This is a genomic window from Mycoplasmopsis gallinacea (genome assembly GCF_012220205.1).
Classification (GTDB): Bacteria; Bacillota_I; Bacilli_A; order Mycoplasmatales; family Metamycoplasmataceae; genus Mycoplasmopsis; species Mycoplasmopsis gallinacea_A.
Genome location: NZ_CP047225.1, coordinates 1,116,202 through 1,139,058, shown reverse-complemented (window position 1 = coordinate 1,139,058; position 22,857 = coordinate 1,116,202). Strand labels below are relative to the sequence as shown.

Genomic DNA, 22,857 nt, shown 5'->3' with positions numbered 1-22,857 from the left:
ATTTTATCTCCCCCTTTCATCATTGATAATTTGATTTTTTAAGTTTAATAAGTCATTTTTGTAGTTTCTTTGATACAACTCAGTATCAAAAACAATTTGAAACCCTGAAATTAAATCTGGATTAATTTCAGTGAGAATTTCAATTTTTTTATTAGTTTGATTTTCTAGTTTATTTTTAATTTTTTCAATTGTTGCTTCATCAAGTTCAAAAGCTGTGATAACTTTAGCAAAGAGAATGTTAAGCACCTCATTTGAAAGTTTCAAGTAGTGAGTAACAATTTTTTTCATCATAAATGAAGCTCTACGTTCAATAATAACCTTGCAAGTATTAATAATGAGTTTGTCAAATCCTTGCAAAATTTCATCAACTAAACTTCATTTATCTTTAAGTGAGATATTTGCATTTTTTCAATACAAAATAAGTTCAGGATTTTTATCAATAATTTCACGAAGTGTTTTCATTTGTTGATGAATTTCTTCAAAGTTTTTTTGCTCTTTAACAAGTTCAAAAAGAGCTAGTGCATACCCATTAGGGTTAGCTTTAACGTACATTAAATATCCTCAATTGGACTGTTATCTTTTAAGAATTCATCAATAATTTCTTTTTGTGTAGATTTTGAAATTTCACGTTTAAGAATTTTGTTAGCAAGCTCTACAGCCACTTCGGTAATGTATTTTTTAGAATTTTTGTCAAATTCTCTTTGTTGAGCCTGAATGTCTAAATTGGTTTCTTCAATTAATCTACGTGCATCATCTTTTGCTTTTTTAGTATAGCGATCGATAACTTTTTCCGCTTTAATTTTAGCATTATTAATGATCATATCTGATTGCTTGTGTGAGTTTTTCAAATTGTCATTAGCTAAATTAAGTTTATCCAAACTTTCTTGCTTATAACTAATTGCATCATCAATATTTTTTTGAATAAATTGTTGACGTTTGGCAATCATTTTTCTTACTGGACGATATAAAAAGAAAAAGAGAAAACCAAAACAAATTGCAAAAGCAATAATTGTAGCAAGCATTAATGGAATACTTGGGAATAAAGTGCTGAATTTTTCTTGAAGCCCCTCAGTTGCTGATTTAGGGGTATCAACAGCAAATAATTTTGTAACTAATGTTGTCATTATTATTTAAGCACGAAAAGAATTAAAATAGCGATAACAAAAGCATAGATTGCGGCTGTTTCAGCAATACCATCACCAAGAATAAGCATTGTACGGATTTTACTTACAGCTTCTGGGTTTCTCCCAACAGCTTCAGCTGCTTTACCAGCAGCAAAACCTTGTCCAATACCTGTTCCTAAACAACCAATTGCTGCAAGTCCAGCACCAATAGCAACAAGACCAACTTTTAATGATGAATCTGAGCTAGTAGCAGCTTGTTGTACTGCATTTGGTGCATCTTCAAATAATTTTGTAACTGTTTCAATCATAATTAACCTCCAAAATGTAAATGATTAATAAATAGCATTTGTTTTTCTTTTTAGTTTGAGTTTACTTAAAAAGTTTTTTACACCTTTTGTTTCTGATCCTTTTTCTTCTTCACCCTCGCTTACTTCGCTAAGTCAATAAATCGAAGTTAAAAGGGTAAAAATATAACATTGTAACAACGTATCGAATAAGTCAAAATAAATATGAAAAATAGGTGTAAAAATAACTGAGAAAAAGTATCATTGGTGATTTGGTGAAATTGAAGTTCATGCATAACCAAAAATGGTGTAAATAAGGAACATAATTACTCCACCACCAACAATATTTCCATATAAACGAAGTGAAAGAGAAATAAGCGGTGAGAAAGCACCTGGAATTTCAAGCGGATTAAGATATTTCTTTAAATATCTAATTTTTTGGTAAATTCCACCGATAACAAAAATTCCTAATCAACTAGAAATTGCAAGGATAAATGGAATTGAATATGAAGAAGCAATTGGTTCAAGACCAAAAACAACAAGCATATTTCCAATCACTAAAAAGGTTGCTAAAACAAATAAATAAGGTTTACTTTTACTTAATTTTCCTTCAAAAACATCATTTAAGTTATTGTCAATTCCAGAAACGTAAGCTTCAGCAACAAAAGCAATTCCTTTAGGTGCTTCATGTGGTTTAACTTTTGACACTTTATAATAAGCCACAAGCGAAATTATTATGATAATAATCACGGTCACAAACAGTGAAAAAAGTTGCGGCTGATTTCATTGTCAAATCTTATCCATCATTTCGTTCATGATACCTCCTTCCTATTTTTTCATTTTCTTAATTTTGATTGCTTCAAAAATATGAGCAACCATAATAGAGATAAATATCATACTAGCACCAAAAACATAAGTAAAAATGTTAATTGGAGCTAGTGTATATCAAAGTGAATTATCAGCTTCTCTTTTTAAATAAGCGTGAAAATCTAGGTCTATTTGAACAATAGCAATCGTAATAATAGCTCATCATAATAGCACTAGAAGGAATTTTAAAAATCCAAAAAAGAATGCGCTTTTTTTAGGTCTAATAAAAATAAAAAAAGAAACCATAAAGTTTACTTTATATGTTAAGAAAACTGATAATGCTCCTATCGCATAACCAAGGAAATATGAATAGCCATCTTTAATAAAAAAAGATATAAAAATAAAAAGTAATAATATTGCTGTAAACAGAATAAAAAAAGTTCTTTCTACTCGCTTATAAATATTACTTTTTACCATATCATTTTTCCTTTGTTTTGCTTTTCTTATTTTATTACTTTTAGTTGGAAAACATAAAAAAATTATTGTTTTTTACAATAGTTAAAAAAGTAATTATTTCCCTATTTTACTTAGCGATTTGGATTTTAATTAAAGTTAGTAAAATTTTCTATTCAAGGCAGCTTATAAATAAATTTGCTTAAAATTAAAATAATAACCCTTCTAGTTTTGAAAAAAAGGATCAATTTGTGAAAATGTGGAAAAACTTCTTTTGACAAAATGCCTTTTATTGCTGTTTTTAAGGAGTCAAAATATTTTTTACAATATCTTCGTAATTTTGAAAAAAAATATTTTAAACTATAATAAATAAACAATAATTAAATTTAAATTTTTATATAAAAATAAGGAGTTTTTTAATGGCATTAAAATATTTAGAACTTAATACTAAACCTGCATTAAAAAATGGATTAAGTGATGTTGCTTATCTTCAAGATAAAGTTACAAAAATTCATAATGATGTATTAAGCAAAAATGTTGCTGAAAAAGATTGACTTGGATGATATGATTTACCAAATTCATACGATAGAGCTGAACTTGAAGCAATGAAAGCAAAAGCTGACCAATGAGAAGAACAAGGTGTAGAAGTTGTTGTGGTAATTGGAATTGGTGGTTCATATTTAGGAGCTAAAACTGGATATGACTACATTTACGGACCATATTCACTTAAAAAACCAAGAATGGAACTTGTTTTTGCTGGAAATAGCATCTCTTCAGAAGAGCTTGTTGCTAAATTAAACTATGTAAAAGATAAAAAATTTGCTATTAACGTAATTTCTAAATCAGGTACAACTTTAGAACCTTCAATTGCTTTTAGAGAGTTTAGAAACTTACTTGAAAAAAATGAAAAAGGTGATGCAAATGATTTAATTGCAGCTACAACTGATAAATCAAAAGGTGTGCTTTTTGAACTAGCAACTAAAAAAGGTTACACAAAATTCGTAGTTCCTGATGATGTTGGTGGGCGTTTTTCAGTACTTACAGCTGTTGGACTTTTCCCATTTATTTGTGCCGGAATTAACGTTGATAAAGTTTTAGAAGGAGCTAGAATTACAAACGAAGAATTATCTAGTCCACTTTTAAATAATAACCCAGCTTATGAATATGCAGCTGTAAGAAACCATCTTTATGATAAAGAAGGTTTCAAAATCGAAATGCTTGTTAGCTATGAATCAAAACTGCAATACTTTGCTGAATGATGAAAACAACTTTTTGCTGAATCTGAAGGTAAAGATGGAAAAGGAATTTGACCAACAAGCGCAATTTTCTCAACTGATTTACATTCACTTGGACAAATGGTGCAAGATGGTTCAAAAATTCTTTTTGAAACTGTTTTAACACTTAAAAACCCAACTGTAAATATTGAATTCCAAGCTGATGAATTTGACTATGACAAACTTGGTTATTTAGACGAAAATAACTTACATACAGTTAATAATGTTGCTTTTGAAGCTACAATGAAAGCTCATACAGAAGTTGGAAAAGTTCCAAACATTCACATTCTTTTTGATAGCTTTAATGAAGAAACACTTGGAGCATTATTTATCTTCTTCGAAAGAGCATTAACAATGAGTGCTTACCTTCTTGGAGTTAATCCATTTAACCAACCAGGGGTTGAAGTTTATAAGAAAAATATGTTCTCACTTTTAGGTAAAAAATAAAAAAATTAGGCTCTAAACATCGTTTTAGAGCTTTTTTACACAAGTGTAAAATGTTTCAACTTTTGAGAGAAACATTTATAATAAATATAGTATGTTACAAGTTAAAGTTTTTGATTTTTTAAAAGACGATGATAGAAAAAATTTAGGGGATATTGACAACTATATTCTTAACTACATCGAATCTAACCCAGACGAATTTGTAAGACTTACTCAAAATGAAATTTGTGAAAGAATTTTTATCACTCAAACTTCTCTTAGTAGATTTACTAAAAAGGTAGGCTTTAATAGTTTTAAAATGCTTCAAATTCATGTTGCTAAGCATTTGGAAAAATATTTAATTACACCCGAACTTAATCTTCATACTGTTGTAGAACTTGAAGATGTTAAGCGCAATGTTTTCGAACAGTACATAAACTTAGTTAAAATAGTTTTTTCTTCAATTGATGATAGTCACCTTAATTCTTTAATTAATTTAATTAATTCGCACAAAAAACTTGTGGTTTTCGGAATTGGCTCTTCTTTTGAAACTGGTAAATATTTTGCGCGTCAATTATCAAAAAGTGGAATTGAAGCTATTGCTTTTAACTCACTTCATGACTTTGTTGATTTTTACCCAACTGCAGTGCGTAATGGTTATCACTTTTTAATTATTTCCCAAAAATTCACTAATTTAGATTGTGTTAAGGTGGCTAAAATCCTTGATGAAAACAAAATTAAGTTTTCTTTAATTAGCAAAAACCAAAACTACAATTTCAAAAGCAACGATCGAATTAATCCGGTTATTTACAACACTTTTAAAAATAGAGTAGTGGATTTTGAAATCACTGACAAAATCGCACAATTTATGATTCTTGACATTGTGCTTTTCTATCTTTTAAACAAAAATGACCATCAATATGAAAACATTAACATTTCTAAAAATTTATGAAAAATCATTTCTTAAAATGCTTAGAATAAAATATTCATACAATCATTTAAAAAAGCTAAACACAGAATATTTTTTCTGTGTTTTTTATTATTTTAATGAATAAATTATTATAAAAATTCCCCTAAGAGCAATAAAAAAATAAAATTATTTACAGGAGGTTAGAATGACACCAGAAAAAATTAAAAAATATTTAAATATGGTTATTTTTATTTTTCTTTCAATAGTGTTAATTGGTATCTTCTTTGGATACACAGGACAATTTGGTGATAAAAATAACGATGGTAAAAATATCGGAAGCATTTTAGATATTTTAGTTCCAGATTTAACAAGATCAATCGAATGACTTGCAGTAGCAACACTTGCTATTGGATGAATCGGATGAGAATTTGCTAGATCTAAAACAGGTAAAAGACTTTATGCATACATTTCTTTACCACTTATCTTAACAGCTTCGGTATCATCAATGACATTACTTGGATTCATCGGTGGAGGATTAGCAATTGTTTTAATTCTTGTTTATACATTCCAATTTATTGAGCCAAGTAAAAAAGAAACATTAGTTAATACTATCAATGATGCTGCAAAAGCAAATCAAAAAAATAACAAAAAATTTCTAAAAATCTTTTCAAGAGGTAAATAATAGATGAAAACTTTTTACGCAAGATCTCAAGAAGAAGTTAAAGGATTTGATACTTCAAAATTAAGAGAAAACTTTTTAATTGAGGATTTATTTGTAAGTGATGAACTTAAAGTGAACTACTTACATTACGATCGTGTAGTTGTTTTTGGTGCTAAACCAGTAAACAAAACACTTGATGTAAAAATTGATAGCCAAATCGGTGCTGCATTCTTCTTACAAAGAAGAGAATGTGGAATTATCAATATTGGTGGAGAAGGAATTATTGAATATGATGGTAATTCTGAAACACTTAAAAACAAAGATGGATTATACCTTCCAGTAGGAACTGAAAAAATTTCAGTTAAATCAGTTGATCCTTCAAATCCAGCTCTTTTTTACGGTTTTTCAACACAAGGGCTTATTAAATATCCAGTTACAAAAGTTGATATTGCAAATGCTAGAGCAATTAATTTAGGTAGCGATGCAGAAAGCAACAAACGGGTAATTTACCAATTCTTCCACCCAAATGTATGTCAAACAAATTCACTTTTAATGGGAATGACACTTCTTGAACCAAATAATATGTGAAACACAATGCCTTGCCATACACACGAAAGAAGAACAGAATGTTATCTTTACTTTGATTTAGAAGAAGAACAAAGAGTATTCCACATGATGGGGCAACCACAAGAAACTCGTCATTTAGTTGTTAAAAATAATGATTTCGTAATTTCAGCTCCATGGTCAATTCACTCAGGTGTTGGAACAAGAAACTACAGCTTTATTTGAGCTATGGGTGGCGAAAACCTTGATTATACAGATATGCAAGGTGTTGCAACAAAGGATTTAAAATAATGTCTGAGCAAAAGATTGTAAACAACCTTGTAAATAACAACGAGAAAATCTTAAATCCAGAATACTTAGCTAAAGATGCATCAAAAGTTGATAAAGCTTTCTTAGAAAACGCAATCGAAAAAGCTTTAAAACAAATTGATCTTAATATGGAATATTTTGGAGATAGCTTCCAAAGTCCAAATACATTTGATAATATCTACAAAAAAATGGATAACATCGAATGAACAGATGGCTTTTGAACAGGAATGGTTGCTCTTGCTTACGAGTATTCACAAAATCCAAAATATTTAGAATTAGTAAAAAAACACATTGATTCATACTACGATAGAATTGTTAACAAAATCGAAGTAGATCACCATGATATGGGATTCCTTTACTCACTTTCATGTGTAGCTTACTACAAATTAACAGGAGATTTAAAAGCTAAAGAAGCTGCTCTTCTTGCTGCAAGACACCTTGCTTCTCGTTATATTGAAGAAGCTAAGTTCATTAAAGCTTGAGGTGCAATGGGAGTTAAAGAAAACTACCGTTTAATTATTGACTGTCTTTTAAATATTCCTCTTTTACATTGAGCTGCTCAAAATGGTGAAGAAGAAGATAAAAAACTTTATGAAATGGCTATTAATCACTTTAATACATCACTTCATACAGTAATTAGAGAAGATGGAACTACTTTCCACACTTTCTACTATGATCCAGATACAAATAAACCACTTTATGGTAAAACACGTCAAGGATACTCAGATGATTCTTGTTGAGCAAGAGGTCAAGCATGAGGTGTATATGGAATTCCACTTACAGTTAAATATGCTAAAAATGATCCAAGACTTGATAAAGATACATTCAAAATTCACCAAAAAGTTGTTAACCAATTCTTAAACAACCAAGGTAAAGATAATGTTGCTTATTGAGATTTAATCTTCAATAATGACGATACTCACTCAAGAGATTCATCAGCAAGTGCAATTGCTGCTTGTGGTCTTTTAGAGATGGCAAAACACATTGATGATGAAGCTACTAAAAAACTTTACGTAGATATTGCAAAATCAATTGTTTATTCATTAGCTACAAATTATGCTAATTTAGAAACAAAACCAGGTAGTCCAGTTCTTTTCCACGGAGTTTATTCATGACATTCAGGTAAAGGTGTTGATGAAGGAAACATCTGAGGAGATTACTACTACTTAGAAGCGTTAATGCGTTTATACAAAGAATGAGATCCATACTGATAGGAGTTAAAAATGGCAGAAATTATTCACGCAAGAGTTGATGAAAGACTTATGCATGGGCAAGCATCATTATGAATGCAAGTTAATGGTGCAAACTCAGTTATCATTGCTAATGATGAAGCATCAACAAACCAATTACAACAAGATTTAATGAAAACTACAGTTCCTCAAGGAGTTAGAATTAGTTTCTACGCTCTTGATAAATTAGTAGAAATTTGACCAAAAGCATCTGAATGACAAAAATTCTATTTAGTTGCTAAAGATATCGAAAGTATGTACAAACTTGTTAAAGCAGGTTTACCAATTAAAGAAATTAACATTGGAAACACACATACACGTGAAGATCGTAAAAAAATTACTTCATCTGTTAACTTAAGTGCCGATGAAAGAAGAATGATTAAAGAAATGGTAGAAATGGGTGTTTTATTTAACACACAAAGTCTTCCAGGAGTTACAAAAGGTTTAGTTGAAACCGCAAAATTAATTGAAGATTAATTTTAATTCCATAATTTATTATTTATTAACTTTATAGAAAGGATTGCCAATATGCAAAATTTAATCGAAATAACTCCAGCTCAGGCTTTATTTATTGGTTTATGAGCGGCAATTGCTGTTACTGGTACTCTTTTAGGTAACTATACAGCAACACCTATTATTTATGCAACTGGTATTGGTGTTATTTTAAGTGGTACACCTGGTGCATTAGCAAACGCTATTGTTGTTGGTGCTGCAGGTCAAACAGTTTGACTTGGGTTCGGAATTTCTCAAGGAGGGGTTAGACCACCAGATCCAATTGCTCCCGGAATTTTCGCACCAGTTGTTGCTCTTTCAGCTCAACCAATTATTGATGGAAGAATGCAACTTATGACTATTACAGATGCAGGGGTTTTCATTGGATATAGTGTTCCAGTTGGAATCTTAATGCAACTTTTAATTACACTTCTTTTCACAGCTATGTCACCAATGAGTCAATTAGCTACAAAAGCTGTTGAAAAAGGAAAATTCAGATTATTTAGCTTATACTCAAACTTAACACTTATCGTGTTAATGGTTGTAACATTCTCCTTTGGTACAGTTGTTGGATTTAGTGCCAACTTCTTATCTGGTGTTGCAAACAACTTACCAGATTGATTAAGAACAGGATTTAGAGTAGCCGGAGGAATGCTTCCAGCCCTTGGATTTGCTCTTATTCTTAAAGTTATGCTTAAAAAAGAATACCTTGGATTTGCTTTACTTGGGTACTTCTTAACACTTGTTTTTGAAGCTATTGCAGTTGCTACAAAAACACAATTCTCAATCTTAGGACTTGCTATTGCAGTTTCAGCATTTGTTCTTATTATCATGTCACTTACAAAGATTTTAGACTTAGATAAATTAAAAGCGCAAGCAGCAGCTCCTGTGCAAGTACATTCAAATAAACAAAACGCGGAAGGAGAGTATGAAGATGGAATCTAATAACAAAGAATTTGTTCAAATTCAAGCTGATAACACACTTGATTCAAGCAAAAAATTATCTATTTGATTATTTATTTGAATTTCACTTCGTTCATATTTACTTCAAAACGGATTTAACTATGCAAACTTCCAAGGTATTGGATATGCAAACGTTATTTACCCAGCCCTTAAAAGAATTTATGGAAAAGGTGAAAACCTTAAAAAAGCAGTTATTGCTAACTTAGAGTTCTTTAACTCAAACTCACAAACAATTACTCTTATTACATCAGTTCACTTATCACTTCTTGCATCAGGACAATCACTTGATGATGCTAGAACCATCAAAATGTCTCTTATGGGGCCTCTTGCTGGTATTGGTGATTCACTTACACAATTTGCTATTTTCCCACTTATTTCTATTATTGCAATTGGATTTGCTCAAACTGGAGAAATTCTTGGACCTATTGTTTTTCTTTTAGGGATGAACGCAATTTTAATTACAGTTAGACTTTCACTTGGTATTTTAGGGTACAAACTTGGGGAAAAAGTTATTTCAAAACTTGCTACACAAATGCAAACAATTATCCGTATTTCTTCAATGATCGGGGTTGCTATTATTGTTGCCCTTGCAGTAAGACTTACAAAAGTTAACCCAGCTCTTGAATTTGCTCAAAGACTTGATGCTGGATCACAGGGATTTGAAATTAAAACAGTTTCAGTTAGAGAAATTTTCAACAACATTATGCCTTACCTTGCTTCAGGAGCATGAGTTATCTTCATTTACATGGCAGTAACAAAATACAAATGAACACCATATAAAGTTATTATCGTTACAATTTTAGTTGGATTGACATGTGGTGTATTCGGAATTTTAGGAGCATAATCACATGACATACAATATTTTAATTTTAGGACATTCAAAATATCCAGAAGGAACTAAGTCATTCTTAGAATTTGTTGGTGGATTTGAAGAAGGAATTGAAACATTCCACATCAGCAATGAAAACCCAATTGAAAAAGTTCGTACAGAACTTGAAGCATACTTTGCAAAAGGAGAACCTACAATTGTTTTCTGTGATCTTCCGGGTGGAAGCCCACACGTAACAATTGTGGATCTTCTTGCTAAAAAATCAGGAAACAACGTTCTTGTTTATGCAGGTCTTTCACCAGCATTGATGTTAGATATTACATTTAAAGCAAGAATTATTGGTGCTGCAGACCACAACGAAATGGTTTCATACTGCAAAGAAAAATTTGAAAATTTAAACCGTTTCTCAATGCAAAACATCTTCAATTAGTCAATAAACATATAGGAGTAAATTAGCATGACACACGCATTTTTTGAACAAGCAACTCAAGCTGCTAGCGCAGCAACTAATACAGGAGGAACTTATTCACCTTTATTAATTGCCTTTTTTGTGCTTGGTGGAATTTTTGCCTTCTTATTTCTTGCATTTGTAATTTGTCAATTATTCGTCTTTCCGATTCTTAGAAAGAAAAAAATGGAAAAAGATGAAGAAACCAAATTAGCTTTACTTAAAAAAATCAAACCTGGAGACGAAGTTTTACTTGCATCAGGTATTTTTGGGGAAGTTACAGAAAAACAAGGACAAATTTATTTCATTAAAATCGCAGATAAAACAGTTGTGAAAGTAAACCGTAATTACATCATTGGTTACTTTAATGAAAAAATTGCACAAGAAGTTCATGCTAATAAGAAAGGTAAATAAAAATGTTTAATTTAGATTATTTTTCTATTAAAGACAAAGTTATCATCGTAACTGGTGGTAACACAGGACTTGGACTTGCTTATGCTAAAGCTTTAGGTAATGCAGGTGCTAAACTTGTAGTTAGCCACTTTGATGCTAACGTAACAGAAATTCAAGAATTCTGTAATTCAAATAATGTTGAACTTTTACTTGTTCAAGGAAACTTAACTCTTAAAGAAGATGTTGATGCACTTGTTGAAAAAACATTAGAAAAATTCGGAAGAATCGATGTTTTAATTAACAACGCAGGAACAATTATTCGTGAACCACTTCTTGAATATTCAGAAACATCATGACACAGAGTTATTGACATTAACTTAAACGCTGTTTGATTCTTAAGTCAAAAAGTTGCTAATGTTATGAAAAAACAAGGTGGAGGAAAAATTATTAACGTTGCCTCTATGCTTGCTTTCCAAGGTGGAAAATTTGTACCAGCATATACAGCAAGTAAACACGCTGTAGCTGGACTTACAAAAGCTTTTGCTAACGAACTTGCAAGTGAAAACATTCAAGTTAACGCAATTGCTCCAGGATACATCGAAACAGCAAACACAGCACCTATTAGAGCTGATGAAAAAAGAAATGCTGAAATTTTATCAAGAATCCCAGCAGGACACTGAGGAAAAACTGAAGAACTTATGGGAACAATCGTATTTTTAGCATCTAAAGCTAGTGACTATATTAATGGAGCAATTATTCCAGTTGATGGAGGTTGATTATCACGTTAGATAATCTTATTACTAAATTATCACAAGATAAATTAGTAGCAGTAATTCGTGAAAATAGCTATCAAAAAGCTTATGACAATATAGTTGCTGCCATTAGTGGTGGTGTTAAACAAATCGAAATTACACTCACTTGTCCAGAATATGTTCGTATTTATCGTGAAATCAAGGACATCTATCCAGAAGTTTCGCTTGGTTTTGGAACTGTAATTACAACGGAAAACCTTGAAAGCGTTAAAAACGAAAAACCAGATTTTATTGTTTCTCCAATTTTTAATGAAGAAGTTCTTGCTTGATGTAACGCAAACGAAGTTTTATATATACCAGGAGTATTTACTCCTAATGAAGCTTTAAATGCTTATTTTAAGGGTGCAAAAGTTTTAAAGGTATTCCCTTCAAACACTCTTGGTCCAAATTACATTTCAGCTTTAACTAAAGTGTGCCCATATCTTAAATTTATGCCATCAGGTGGTGTTAATTTAGAAAACTGTTTAGATTGACTCAAAGCAGGCAGCATAGCTGTCTCTGTTGGTGGGAATTTAATTTCCGGAAGCACCCTAGAAGAAAAAGTTCAAAGCGCCAAAGCATATGTTACCAAAATTACAGGGTAAACTTCTTTCAATTGGTGAAGTCTTAGTTAGACTTTCTACATCAAAAAATAGTTCATTAGAAAGCAACCAACTTAATTTTTATGTTGGTGGAGATTCTTTAAATGTAGCTTCTAACGTTGGAAATTGAACAGGAAGCTCAAAATATTTAACTGTGTATGATTTTAATAGCTTTTTTGCTAAAGCTATTAATGCACATTTAAAAATTAATAATGTTGAAAATGTATCAATTCACTCTGAAGGTAGAGTTGGAACTTATTACACAATCGACAAAACTGATTTTAATAACTTAAAAGTATTTTATGACCGTAAATACAGCTCATATGCACTTATTAAGGATCTAGAACCTAAGTTTGAAAACGTCTTAAAAGATGTAGCTATTATTTATGTTTCTGGAATTACAATCGCAATTAACGATGCTTTTAATGCTTATTTACTTAAGTTATTAGAGCAAGCTAAAAGCAAAAATATCACAATTGTATTTGATTTAAATTACCGTAGCAAACTTTGAGATAGCTTTGAGCAATTTAAAGAGGTTGCGGAGCCATTTGTAGCTCTTAGCGACGTAGTTATTGGTTGAATTGAAGATACTTACACACCAGTAGTTGGTGAACTTTCAAAAGAGTATTTTGCAAATGCAGTATCACAAATGATTCAAAACTATCCAAATATTAAAGTAGTAATTACACCATTTAAATTCAAAAAAGATGATAAAGCTCACGTTAAAGGTCTTTTATACAAAGATGGTCAATTTTATGAAACCGATTATGTTACATATAATGACAAATATCCAATTGGTTCAGGTGATTCATTTGCGGGAGCATTTTTAAGCTCACTTCTTAAAAACTTGGATAATGAATCAATTATCAAAAACGCTCGTAATGCTTATGCAATCAAAAATATCTTTGAAGGTGATAACAATAACGCTTCATGAGATGAAATCACTTCAGTTGCAAACAAATCAAGCAAAATAGAAAGGTAAGATTATGAAAAGAAAAACTAAATTATTTTTAAGTCTTTCTGCAATTTCTCCAGTTGCTATTGCTGCTACTACTATTTCATGTACTGATAATACAGGTGTTACATATAAATGAAATAAAGCCAATGTCTATGGAGTTCCTATTCCAAAATATGCTAAAGACCTTCAAAAATACATGACTTATACAAAAAACGAAGAAGCTGTTGCTTCAGTTAATGCTATAGTTGCTGCAAATGTAATCAACGGTGTTGATGCTAATGAGAAAATGAAAATGCTTTATTCATACTTATACTGAGATAATGAAGAAGTGCCTTCAGATTTCCAATACATTCTTGATGCAAGCACTCTTTCAAAACAAGAGTCTCAATTAGATGTAATGCAACTTTTAGAAGAAAAAACAATTAAACAAGCAAATGATGAGCAAAATCCAGCTAAATTTATCTCATTACAAATGCATGATGAGCTTTTAGCTAAATATAATGCAGCTGCGAATAAAGAAAAAGAAGCAGTAAAAGCTGAAATTCTTGAAACAATTAAAAAATACTCAAGAACTTTATATGTGTATATTGAAGCTAGAGATAAATCAGGACTTAGCGGTGAAATGACCGTTAAAATTGATGGGTTTAAAAAATACGAAATTCTTACACTTGAACAATACAACAAAATTGTTAATAACATTTTAGTTTCACAAGGAACAGCTTATTTAAGTGACCAATACACAAGTGGTGATACACCACTTTCTAACCTTGATGAAAAATCAATTAAAGACCTTAATAACGCAATTAGCTGATCAGATAAAATCATCAAAAAATACAATGTAGGTGTTTTTGCTAAAAACCCACTTGCAAACTTCTACTATGCATCAACTTTTGATAATGGTGTAACAATTGCTGAAACTGATACAGCCCAAGAAATTGCGCTTAAAAGAAAAAACCGTGAAGATTTAGCGATTCAACAAGCTAATGAGCTTATTTATAGAAAAGAAAAACAACAACTTAAAGACCTTGAAAAAGGAACAATTAAAGAACCTGGTTATTCAGATGCTCAGTATGTAAGAACAGCAGTTCAAAAATTACTTATTTTAGCTCAAAGTTACTTACTTGAAAGAAACTCTTCAGGTAAAGAGAACCCTTGATACCATTCAGAAGAGCTTAAAAACATCATTACAGCAATTATGGATGACCTTGCTAAAAACTACTTCTTTGAAGGACAACAACAATTTGTTAACTGATGATTCTATGAAATTGGAATTCCTCGTGATTTAACTAAACTTATGGTTGTGCTTTTCAAAGTATATAATGATGAACTTACTTCTGGTGATAAAACTCTTGCTTCTAGATATGAAGCTAAATTAAAATCATGAACTGGTGGAATTAACTACTTTTTACCTAACGCTCGTTATGGTGGAGCTGCAAAAACAGCTATTTTAAACTTTGTGCCAGTTACTAAAAAACGTCTTCAAACTGGTGCTAATGTTATCGATAATGCCAAACCAATTCTTCTTGCAAACATTTTAGGTCAAAACCAAGACAAAATTAATGATGCAATCGAAGCTTTATATGACAACTTATTTAGAGAATTTGTAAATCATTTAGATGGATTCTACTACGATGGTTCATTTATCCAACACGATAACCTTCCATATACAGGAAGCTATGGTGAAGTTCTTTTTACAGGTATGGCTGACATTGTTTCATACTTTAAAGGAACTGTTTTAGACCTTTCAGAAGATAGACGTTTCCAAAAACTTTACCAATTTATCGAACTTTCACTTATGCCATATATGTATAAAGCTTCTATTTCAGATGGTTTAAATGGACGTTCAATTGCTCGTGATAATTACTCAGATAAGCAAAAAGGACTTAACATTTTAGGTGCTTTAACATTCTTTGATGATGAATATGCTCCAATTGCTTACAGAGGAAAATTACGTAAGTTCATTAAAGAACAAGTTGGACACTTTAGCGCTGCAGATATTGACAAAATTGGTGGAAAATATAAAGTTAGATCAGTGTTTATCACAAGATTAAAAAGATATACTGATGATTACAAAAACAACAAGCCAAATGAATATTTAGCTGATTGAACTGATAATCAAGCTGAAGTTGATGCAGCTAGAGCTGCAATTGATTGAAGATACTACGAAACAATTTATAACTCAGAATACAAGCAACCATCAGCAAGTGCATTTAACGATAAAACTAAGCCAAATGTTAGTGGTGGAGCTGATTTAGCTATTCAAAACAATGGAATGGTATTTTCAAAAGCACAAGATCGTTATGTTTGAAAACACACAAATGAAAATGGTGTTAATGACTTTATGATTAACATCGCATTCCATGGAAACAAAATTGGATTTACTGAAGCTACTTTAGGTGAAAACGTAGATTCATATTACTACACAGATGGTGCTGTGCTTCTTCATACTGAAGCAAATAATGAACCATATGCTGATAATTTCTACTTAACTGTAGATCGTGATAGAATTCCTGGAACTAGTGTGTTTCATGCAACACAATTTGATGACATTGATAGATTCGAATTTAACAAAGACATCATTTCTAAATATGGAGTTAATCCACAAAGATGAAAAAGTGATGTCCCTGCTGAACAAGCAGCTATTGAGCAAGCTAAAAATGCTTACAACGCAATGCTTAAAAACCTTGAAAATAAACGTAAATTTATTGAAGAATCTATCTCACTTAGAACCAACCATTCATACAACAATGGTATTTTAAAAGATGGGCTTGGATTTGTTAAAGCTCGTGTATCTAACTGAAATAATTCACTTGCTACCTATAAAGCATACTTCATGATTGATGGTCAATTAATCGTTGTTGGAAATGTTGATCAAAATGATAAAGATGCTAAACGTCCAACTTCGGATGGAAAAGGTATTTTCACAAACATTGAAGTTAGAAAATTAACTAAAGATGGTTCACGTACAGATGGTGAGATTTCACTTGAAAAAGTAAAATTAAACGATAATAAATACCTTCAAAATTACATTATTAGAGATAACGTTTCTAACGAAACTAATGCATACATGATCTTAACTGGTAAAGAGGAAAATATTGAAGCTAGAAAAGCAACAAATTCTAAATATGCAGTGATTGCAAATGATACATTAACATTACAGAAAAAGCCTGATAAATTATCAAATGAGTTTGTATACCTTGCAATGAAACATGTCGATGCAGCTAGTGAAAAGTTTGCTTACTCACAAATTCCAAACTATGATGCAAGTAAATTAGATAAGTACAAAAAAGTTCTTAACAATTTTGAAATCCTTACAAACAACCGTGATTACATCGTGGCAAGATACACCAAAGGAAGTGAAAAATACTACTTTGTTTCTTCATTTGTGGAACAAATTGAAGCCAGAGTGAGATTTGGTGTAGATCAAGAATACAAAGAGAAAACCGAAAAAGGAATTGATATTGACGGAATTGGAAAAATTCACTTCTTTGAACCTACAACAATGGTAATTAAAGTTAAAGATGATAATTCTTGAGAAGTAGTTAGCTCATCAGATTACTCAAGCAAAAACTCATATGTAATCTTTGGTGCTGATATTGAAGTTCAATACGGATCAAAACCAGATTACTCAGATGCTGGAGTAAGAAAAGTAACTAACCCAAAAATTAAATACGCAAATATTAAAGATAGTGCTGAAGTATTTGCTTCACCAGAACTTAAAGGTATGAGAGTTGACATGTACAACTCAATTGCTGATTACAATGGTGAAAAACACAACGTGTGATTTAATGTAAAAGTAAGACAAAAAGGGGAATAATATTATGTCAAAGTCAAAGAAACTTGTTAAATTAACATTAGCAACATCTTCATCAATTTTAGCAACTAGTTTATTTTTTGCTTCATGTGATTTTAAATCAGTTAACCAAAATAGTGGTGGAGATACTTGATCATTACCTTCAAATAAACCAGGTCTTGATGCAAAAGCTGAAAATGAGTACGAAAAACAATCAAGAGCAATTGCTATTGATTCTATTTTCAAAAACATCAAACTTAATTTAACAAAAGCAAATAAAACACCGATTATTGATTTTGTTAAAGAATACAACAAAACCTTTAAGTCTTCAACAAACAAATTACCATTTAATCGTGATAATGAAACTGATGCAATTGATAAATCATACATCAGCAATTCAGCACTTTTAATGCAAAACACATTACCAAGCTTTGTAACTAACGAGAACAAATTATTTATTTCTTTTTACGGATACTACACAACTGCTGAAATTGTTAACTCAAAATTAAAATTAAACTTTTATGTAGTTGATCTTTCTAAAAAACTGGAAGTAAACGAAAAATACGATATTAAATCAACTTCTGTGACTTTAGATTACCCAAATATGGAAGGATTTAAAGAGTCAGACGCTAAACTTGAATTTGTTAAAGTGGGCCTTAAATCTGAATTTGATAAAGCTACAAAATCAGCTGATTTTGTAAAAAAAGAAGATCTTACTTTTACGTATAACGGAGCTGATATTTCAAGCGAAGTTGACAATTTAGCTCTTACAGTAGTAAATAACACAACCTTAAAAGTGTCATTCAAAATTAAAGATGGTGAAGGTGCTACTGAAAATACAAAAGAAGTTGAAATTGGTGGATTTGCTGAATTAGATGAAGCAGGTAAACTTGCTGCTGCTCCTGAAAAAATTAAACAAGCACTTGCAAATATTGCGCTTAGAATGTCAGATAATAGCGATATTGCACAAGCTAAATCAATCCGTGAAAACATTACAAAATTCACTTTAACTACACAGACTGAAGGTGTAAATGTTTTAGAACCTTCATATATAATTTCACCATTTACAGGTAAAGTAAAAGCACAATTTATTTTAGAAAACGAAGGAATCAAGCTTTTATTCCATAAAGAATTCCAAATCCAAAAACAAAGTGATGGAGATGCTTTATACAATAAATACCTTAATATTTACTCAAAAATTCACGATGCTAAAGCTAAAGATGCAAAAATTATTAGCTTAAAAGACAAACTTTTAGCTTTTATCAACAAAACAGATAAAACAGCTGAAGAAGCTGAAATTGCTAAAGATAAAGTTGCAACATACTTCTATGTTTTAGGTAAATACGAAGAATTTAAACAATTAGCTGCATACAATACACCAATGTATAAAGATGAAGCTAAAAAAGTTCGTGACTTTAACAATGAAAAAACAGTTCTTAGCTTAATTTTCCCTGAACTTAAAGGAAACCTTTTAATCCTTAACTGACTTAATCAAAGTGAAACAAGTGATGAAAGTTTTAAAGTTGAAGCTTTAAAAACTTTCCTTGAAGGATTCTTTGAAGATCTTTTAACCAAATACTACTACGGAAATGCAGTAGAAGGTAAAGTTCAAGAAGAATTTGGACCATATGGACTTTGATATATTTCAATGCCTTCATATTTAGCTAGAAACTTAGCAAATAGAAGCGGAAGCTTTTCGAATGAACTTTTAGCTAAAGGAGCAAAAGTAATTAACTACTTTGTAAGTGACTTTACTAAATATTCACCACTTCCCCAAAGTAAAATGACTTATGGACTTAAAAATGTTGATAATCCAAGCCACATTGCTGAATTAATTATTGCTAAAATGTTCGCTCTTATGCATGATCAGCCAACTGAAGAAACATTTGTCTTTGATAAAGAAATTGTTACAGCATACCACAACTTAATTGATGCAGGTAAATTTGCTCAAGATCAATTTGACAAAAACTTCACAAACAACATCAGAAACATTTACAAATTAATTCAATTTAACCAAGAATATTACACTAACTACAATGATCTTGCATTTGCAGTTAGTGAGCTTGGTGATAAATATGTAACCTACGGAAATGCGCTTTATGAAACCTATCTTGGTTCGAATGATGTGTATACTGCAGTTAAATTCCTTAAAGCTGCTGAAACTTTAGCTAGCTTAAATACTTTTTCAAGTTACTTCGATGAACAAATTCTTCACAGACAAGCTAGAGTTAATAATCTTAGCCTTAATCCAGAAGAATTTGGAACTGATATTGACGCTTATGTTGCTAAATTCAATAAAACATTTAATGAAAAATCATTCTATAATGAAGCTAAATTTACAGAATACTATGTAACTAAAAAATTAGTTACTAACGGTGAAACATTTGTAAATAAATATGAAGACTATCAAATTTCAGTAGCAAAAGGTGAAGGAAACAACTTAGTTGTTACTTTAAAAATTAAAGATAGAACTAATGATCTATCACCAGTAATTGAATTTACAAAAACTCAAGCATGAGTTAAACAACAAGCTTCAGAATTCCCAGCACACGAAGTGCAACATGGATATGAAAACGCAGAGTCAAAAGCTAATGTTCTTCCTTCAAGTGTTACAACAGAATCACTTAAATTAAGTGCTACAAATGGTGTGACTGTTGCTGATGTAGTGTTAGCTCCAAATGATTTAGAAGGAAAACTTGTAGTAAATTACAAAGAAAGATATGAACAATTAGAAGAAGCTAAATCGCTTACAATTGAAGCTTTCTTAACAACTCAAGCTAAATTATCTGCTATCGTTAATAACGAAGCAACCACACTTACATTAAAAGATAGCTATGATAAAGCTACTCACCTTCCAAGCCAAGTAGCTAAAGATAACTTACAATTAACTCTTAGCGAAAATGATTTTGGAACATCAGAATTAACATTAGTTGCAAATGATGCTCAAGGTAAATTAACTGTTACAGTTAAACTTTCAAAAGATGGTGTAAGTGCTTCTAAAGATGTTGTGCTTGAAGGATTCTTAACAACACAAGCTAAATTAAATGCTATTCTTAATGACCAAGCAACAACAGTTACATTACAAGAAGGGTACGTAAAATCAGAACACCTTTCAAGTGAAGTTCAAAAAGATAACTTAACATTAAATCTCAGTGATACTACTTATGGTAATTCAGATTTAACTTTAACTCCAAACGTAGATGAAGCTAAATTAACTGTCACAATTAAACTTTCAAAAGATGGTGTAGAAGCTACTAAAGATGTTGAATTTGTTGGGTTTAAAACACCAAGTCAAGAAGATGCATCTAAATTACAAGCGGCTCTTGATAGTGCTAGCGTAACATTAAATAATGAAGATTCAAAATCAACTAAATTAGCTTCAAGTGTAACTCAATCCGATTTAACAGTTACATATACAGATTCAGAAAATGGAATTGCAAAAGAATTATCACTTGTTGCTGACGATAAAGCTGGAACATTAACAGTTACTTTAAAACTTACATACAAAGGTCAAGAAAAATCAAAAGACTTTTCATTTAATGGTTTCTTAACAACTCAAGCTAAATTAGATGCTATTGTTAATAGCACTGAAACAAAAGTTGAATTAGTTTCAACATATCAAAAAGCTGAGCACTTTGCAAATGAAGTGCAACAAACAGATTTAGTTGTAACTCCTAGTGAAAGTGGATTTGGAAGTACATCATTAGAATTAACTCCAAATCAACAAGAAGGAAAATTAAGTGTTAAACTTACACTTACAAAAGATGATTTAAGTGCAAGTAAAACAATTGAAATTTCAGGATTCAAAACTGAAGATTTTGCTAAAAAATTAAAAGAAGCTATTGATAGTGCTTCTGTAACATTAACAAGTGAAGAAGGTAAATCAGCTAAATTAGCTTCAGAAGTCACTGAAGGTGAATTAACAGTTACATATACACATTCAGATGATAATAACATTACTAAAACATTGACACTTGAACCAAATGACGTTGCAGGTTCATTAAAAGTTACTTTAAAACTTGCACTTAATGGACAAGAACAATCTAAAGAAGTTACAATTACTGGATTCCAAACAACAGAAGCGAGAATGGATGCAGATTCTAACAAAGTAGCTTTAGCTTCAAGTGATTCAGCTACACCAATTGAAAATATTGAATTAATTAAATCAGATGAAGTTGCAAAATTAACATTAACTGCTCCACAAGGATATAGTCTTAGTGATCAAACTATTACAGTTAAATCTATTTACTCTTCAACAGTTGATTATTCATTTAAATTAACAAAAGGTACAGTTGAAAAATCTTACTCATTTACAAATGTAAAAGTCAATAATTTAGGTCTTGATACAATGAGAGAAAAACTTGTTGAACAAATCCTTGTTAATACAGCTAAAAAAGCTCTTGCACATAAATTTGGTGCTGCAAATGAAACTGATAAAAAAGTTGTTGAAAAATTATTTGCATTAAAAGAAAAAACAGATGCAAGTGAAGAAGAAGCTAAAGTTATTGCAAACCCAGTTGCCTTAATGCTTTATGCAGTTGCTGAAGCTAAATCTGAAAATACAGGATTAACAGAAGCTAAGAAACTTCTAGACATCACAAGAAATGAAAGTTCAGCAAGAAACAAAGATGCTTTAGAAATTATAAGAAAAGTTGCTAGCCAATATAATAAACTTGCAAACCTTCTTATAAATGGTGATCAAAACATTCAAACTGAAAAACTAAAAGATTTTATGAACAACTTTATGGATAAATTCTTCACAGATTATTACTATGCTCCTAATGGAGATGATATTCAAAATGATGCAACAAGCGCTAATGGAGAGTATGCGGTATGAATGACTCAAATACCAAATGACTTTAGTGAAAGTTTTGTATATGGATTAACATTATATAACCCAACTGTAGTAGATAAATTTGCTAAAGCAATTAATTACTACATCCCAAATATTGCTTTATATAATAAAACACCTAAAAATCAATATGCATATGTTAGTGGTAAATTCATTAACAACCCAGCACATATGAAAAACATTGTACTTCCTAAATTAATTGCACTTACATTCACAAAAGATTCAGACAAAATTAAAGAATCATTTGATAATTTAGGATTATTAATTGAAGAATTAATTAAATCAGATAAATGATTCACAGATAGTACAATTGAAAATCAAAACAACACTTATAACCCAGTTGACTTCATTCGTTTACTTACAAACTTTATCCATGTAGATTCAAAAGTTGAAGATAAATACATTGAAGGGCTTAATAAGTTATTACAACATGTTGCTACTTTAGTTGCTGATGGACAATTATTCTCAAAAGAAAACCTTAAAGCAAATGATGAAGTTGCTAAAAAATCAATTGAAGTTCTTTCATTATTACTTCTTGCTGAAAACCAAACAAAAGATAAAACTCTTGGTAATAAAATGAAAGAATACCTTGCAGGAATGAATGCATCAGAATTTGCTAAATTATCAAGCGTTTCAGGTTGATTGCAAAATAAATTCAAAACCATTCTTACAAATAATGGAAACTAATTAAAGATAAA

20 protein-coding genes are annotated in these 22,857 nt (G+C 30.6%); 15 read left to right on the top strand and 5 right to left on the bottom strand.

What is annotated here, in order from left to right; genetic code table 4:
• Window positions 1–3: 3 nt before the first annotated feature.
• From atpH to GOQ20_RS04370, 5 genes are read right to left on the bottom strand one after another with little or no spacing between them, the layout of a single operon-like run.
• Window positions 4–552: an ATP synthase F1 subunit delta gene (atpH, locus tag GOQ20_RS04390; protein WP_167845562.1), complete on the bottom strand. Its 549-nt coding sequence runs from the start codon at window positions 550–552 to the stop codon at window positions 4–6.
• Window positions 552–1,124 carry a F0F1 ATP synthase subunit B gene (gene atpF, locus GOQ20_RS04385; RefSeq protein ID WP_167845561.1) on the bottom strand — a complete coding sequence of 191 codons (573 nt, stop codon included), beginning with the start codon at window positions 1,122–1,124 and terminating at the stop codon, window positions 552–554. Before atpF ends, atpH begins: the two co-directional genes overlap by 1 nt.
• A 2-nt stretch (window positions 1,125–1,126) precedes the next feature.
• Window positions 1,127–1,432: an ATP synthase F0 subunit C gene (atpE, locus tag GOQ20_RS04380; RefSeq protein ID WP_187468890.1), complete on the bottom strand. Its 306-nt coding sequence runs from the start codon at window positions 1,430–1,432 to the stop codon at window positions 1,127–1,129.
• 24 nt (window positions 1,433–1,456) lie between these two features.
• Window positions 1,457–2,224 carry a F0F1 ATP synthase subunit A gene (locus tag GOQ20_RS04375; RefSeq protein WP_167845560.1) on the bottom strand — a complete coding sequence of 256 codons (768 nt, stop codon included), beginning with the start codon at window positions 2,222–2,224 and terminating at the stop codon, window positions 1,457–1,459.
• A gap of 12 nt (window positions 2,225–2,236) precedes the next feature.
• Entirely contained in the window at window positions 2,237–2,692 is a 456-nt protein-coding gene (locus tag GOQ20_RS04370; RefSeq protein WP_129620124.1) for a hypothetical protein, read from the bottom strand.
• A 395-nt stretch (window positions 2,693–3,087) separates the two neighbouring features.
• Between GOQ20_RS04370 and GOQ20_RS04365 the strand changes: the two genes are divergently transcribed.
• The 15 genes from GOQ20_RS04365 (at window position 3,088) to GOQ20_RS04295 (ending at window position 22,846) form a co-directional block, all read left to right on the top strand.
• Window positions 3,088–4,389 (top strand): glucose-6-phosphate isomerase, encoded by a 1,302-nt coding sequence (locus GOQ20_RS04365; protein ID WP_167845559.1) that lies wholly within the window; start codon window positions 3,088–3,090, stop codon window positions 4,387–4,389.
• Between the two features lie 91 nt (window positions 4,390–4,480).
• Window positions 4,481–5,332 (top strand): MurR/RpiR family transcriptional regulator, encoded by an 852-nt coding sequence (locus tag GOQ20_RS04360; protein ID WP_167845558.1) that lies wholly within the window; start codon window positions 4,481–4,483, stop codon window positions 5,330–5,332.
• A 148-nt stretch (window positions 5,333–5,480) separates the two neighbouring features.
• Window positions 5,481–5,957, top strand: a complete 477-nt coding sequence (locus GOQ20_RS04355) for a hypothetical protein (protein WP_167845557.1) — start codon at window positions 5,481–5,483, stop codon at window positions 5,955–5,957.
• 3 nt (window positions 5,958–5,960) lie between these two features.
• Window positions 5,961–6,791: a 5-dehydro-4-deoxy-D-glucuronate isomerase gene (gene kduI, locus GOQ20_RS04350; RefSeq protein WP_167845556.1), complete on the top strand. Its 831-nt coding sequence runs from the start codon at window positions 5,961–5,963 to the stop codon at window positions 6,789–6,791.
• Window positions 6,791–8,023: a glycoside hydrolase family 88 protein gene (locus GOQ20_RS04345; protein WP_167845555.1), complete on the top strand. Its 1,233-nt coding sequence runs from the start codon at window positions 6,791–6,793 to the stop codon at window positions 8,021–8,023. Before kduI ends, GOQ20_RS04345 begins: the two co-directional genes overlap by 1 nt.
• Before the next feature lie 9 nt (window positions 8,024–8,032).
• Window positions 8,033–8,515, top strand: a complete 483-nt coding sequence (locus GOQ20_RS04340; protein ID WP_167845554.1) for a PTS sugar transporter subunit IIB — start codon at window positions 8,033–8,035, stop codon at window positions 8,513–8,515.
• A gap of 51 nt (window positions 8,516–8,566) precedes the next feature.
• The gene (locus GOQ20_RS04335) at window positions 8,567–9,475 is read left to right on the top strand and encodes a PTS sugar transporter subunit IIC (RefSeq protein ID WP_233091220.1); all 909 of its coding nucleotides are present in this window, start codon (window positions 8,567–8,569) and stop codon (window positions 9,473–9,475) included.
• The gene (locus tag GOQ20_RS04330) at window positions 9,465–10,337 is read left to right on the top strand and encodes a PTS system mannose/fructose/sorbose family transporter subunit IID (RefSeq protein ID WP_129620116.1); all 873 of its coding nucleotides are present in this window, start codon (window positions 9,465–9,467) and stop codon (window positions 10,335–10,337) included. Before GOQ20_RS04335 ends, GOQ20_RS04330 begins: the two co-directional genes overlap by 11 nt.
• 4 nt (window positions 10,338–10,341) lie before the next feature.
• A complete protein-coding gene (locus GOQ20_RS04325) occupies window positions 10,342–10,752 on the top strand; it encodes a hypothetical protein (RefSeq protein ID WP_167845553.1) in 411 nt (136 codons plus the stop codon).
• Window positions 10,753–10,779: 27 nt separating this feature from the next.
• Window positions 10,780–11,184: a preprotein translocase subunit YajC gene (locus GOQ20_RS04320; protein WP_167845552.1), complete on the top strand. Its 405-nt coding sequence runs from the start codon at window positions 10,780–10,782 to the stop codon at window positions 11,182–11,184.
• A gap of 2 nt (window positions 11,185–11,186) precedes the next feature.
• Entirely contained in the window at window positions 11,187–11,951 is a 765-nt protein-coding gene (gene kduD / locus GOQ20_RS04315) for a 2-dehydro-3-deoxy-D-gluconate 5-dehydrogenase KduD (RefSeq protein WP_129620113.1), read from the top strand.
• Window positions 11,936–12,559: a bifunctional 4-hydroxy-2-oxoglutarate aldolase/2-dehydro-3-deoxy-phosphogluconate aldolase gene (locus GOQ20_RS04310; protein ID WP_167845551.1), complete on the top strand. Its 624-nt coding sequence runs from the start codon at window positions 11,936–11,938 to the stop codon at window positions 12,557–12,559. The genes kduD and GOQ20_RS04310 overlap by 16 nt, the downstream gene beginning before the upstream one ends.
• Window positions 12,537–13,538 carry a PfkB family carbohydrate kinase gene (locus tag GOQ20_RS04305; protein ID WP_167845550.1) on the top strand — a complete coding sequence of 334 codons (1,002 nt, stop codon included), beginning with the start codon at window positions 12,537–12,539 and terminating at the stop codon, window positions 13,536–13,538. The genes GOQ20_RS04310 and GOQ20_RS04305 overlap by 23 nt, the downstream gene beginning before the upstream one ends.
• A 4-nt stretch (window positions 13,539–13,542) precedes the next feature.
• Window positions 13,543–17,331, top strand: coding sequence for a sugar isomerase (locus GOQ20_RS04300; RefSeq protein ID WP_167845549.1), 3,789 nt, complete (start codon window positions 13,543–13,545; stop codon window positions 17,329–17,331).
• A 4-nt stretch (window positions 17,332–17,335) separates the two neighbouring features.
• A complete protein-coding gene (locus GOQ20_RS04295) occupies window positions 17,336–22,846 on the top strand; it encodes a lipoprotein 17-related variable surface protein (RefSeq protein ID WP_167845548.1) in 5,511 nt (1,836 codons plus the stop codon).
• Window positions 22,847–22,857 lie beyond the last annotated feature (11 nt).